The following is a 434-nucleotide window of genomic DNA, read 5'->3' as shown; positions in this document are numbered from 1 at the left end:
TCGAAGGAACACATCATCGAGGCCGCGGGCGCGGCCAACGTGTGGGGCGCCAGCTTCGCCTATTACTCGACGCTGATCGGCGTGTTCGTCACCTCGCTGTACTCGTTCCGCGTATATTTCCTGGTGTTCCACGGCAAGGAGCGTTTCGACGCCCATGGCCACGGCCACCATGGCGACGCGCACCATGACGACCACGGCCATCACGGCGGCACGCCGCACGAGTCGCCGTGGGTGGTGACGCTGCCGCTGGTGCTGCTGGCCATCCCGTCGGTGCTGATCGGCGCCTGGGTGGTCGAACCCATGCTGTTCGGCAAGTTCTTCGACGGCGTGATCAAGGTGCTGCCGCAGCATCCGGCCATGGCCGAGCTGGGCCACGAGTGGCACGGCTGGGTGGCCTTCGGCCTGCACTCCGTGCAGACCGTGCCGTTCTGGCT

Annotated in this window: 1 pseudogene; it reads left to right on the top strand. The window is 66.6% G+C overall.

The window, feature by feature from the left end:
* A pseudogene (locus D3227_RS40710) lies at nucleotides 1–434 on the top strand (hypothetical protein); the annotation flags it as partial.

Origin of the sequence: Mesorhizobium waimense (assembly GCF_003601975.1) — a bacterium.
Classification (GTDB): Bacteria; Pseudomonadota; Alphaproteobacteria; order Rhizobiales; family Rhizobiaceae; genus Mesorhizobium; species Mesorhizobium waimense.
This window is presented reverse-complemented; position numbering and strand designations above follow the sequence as displayed.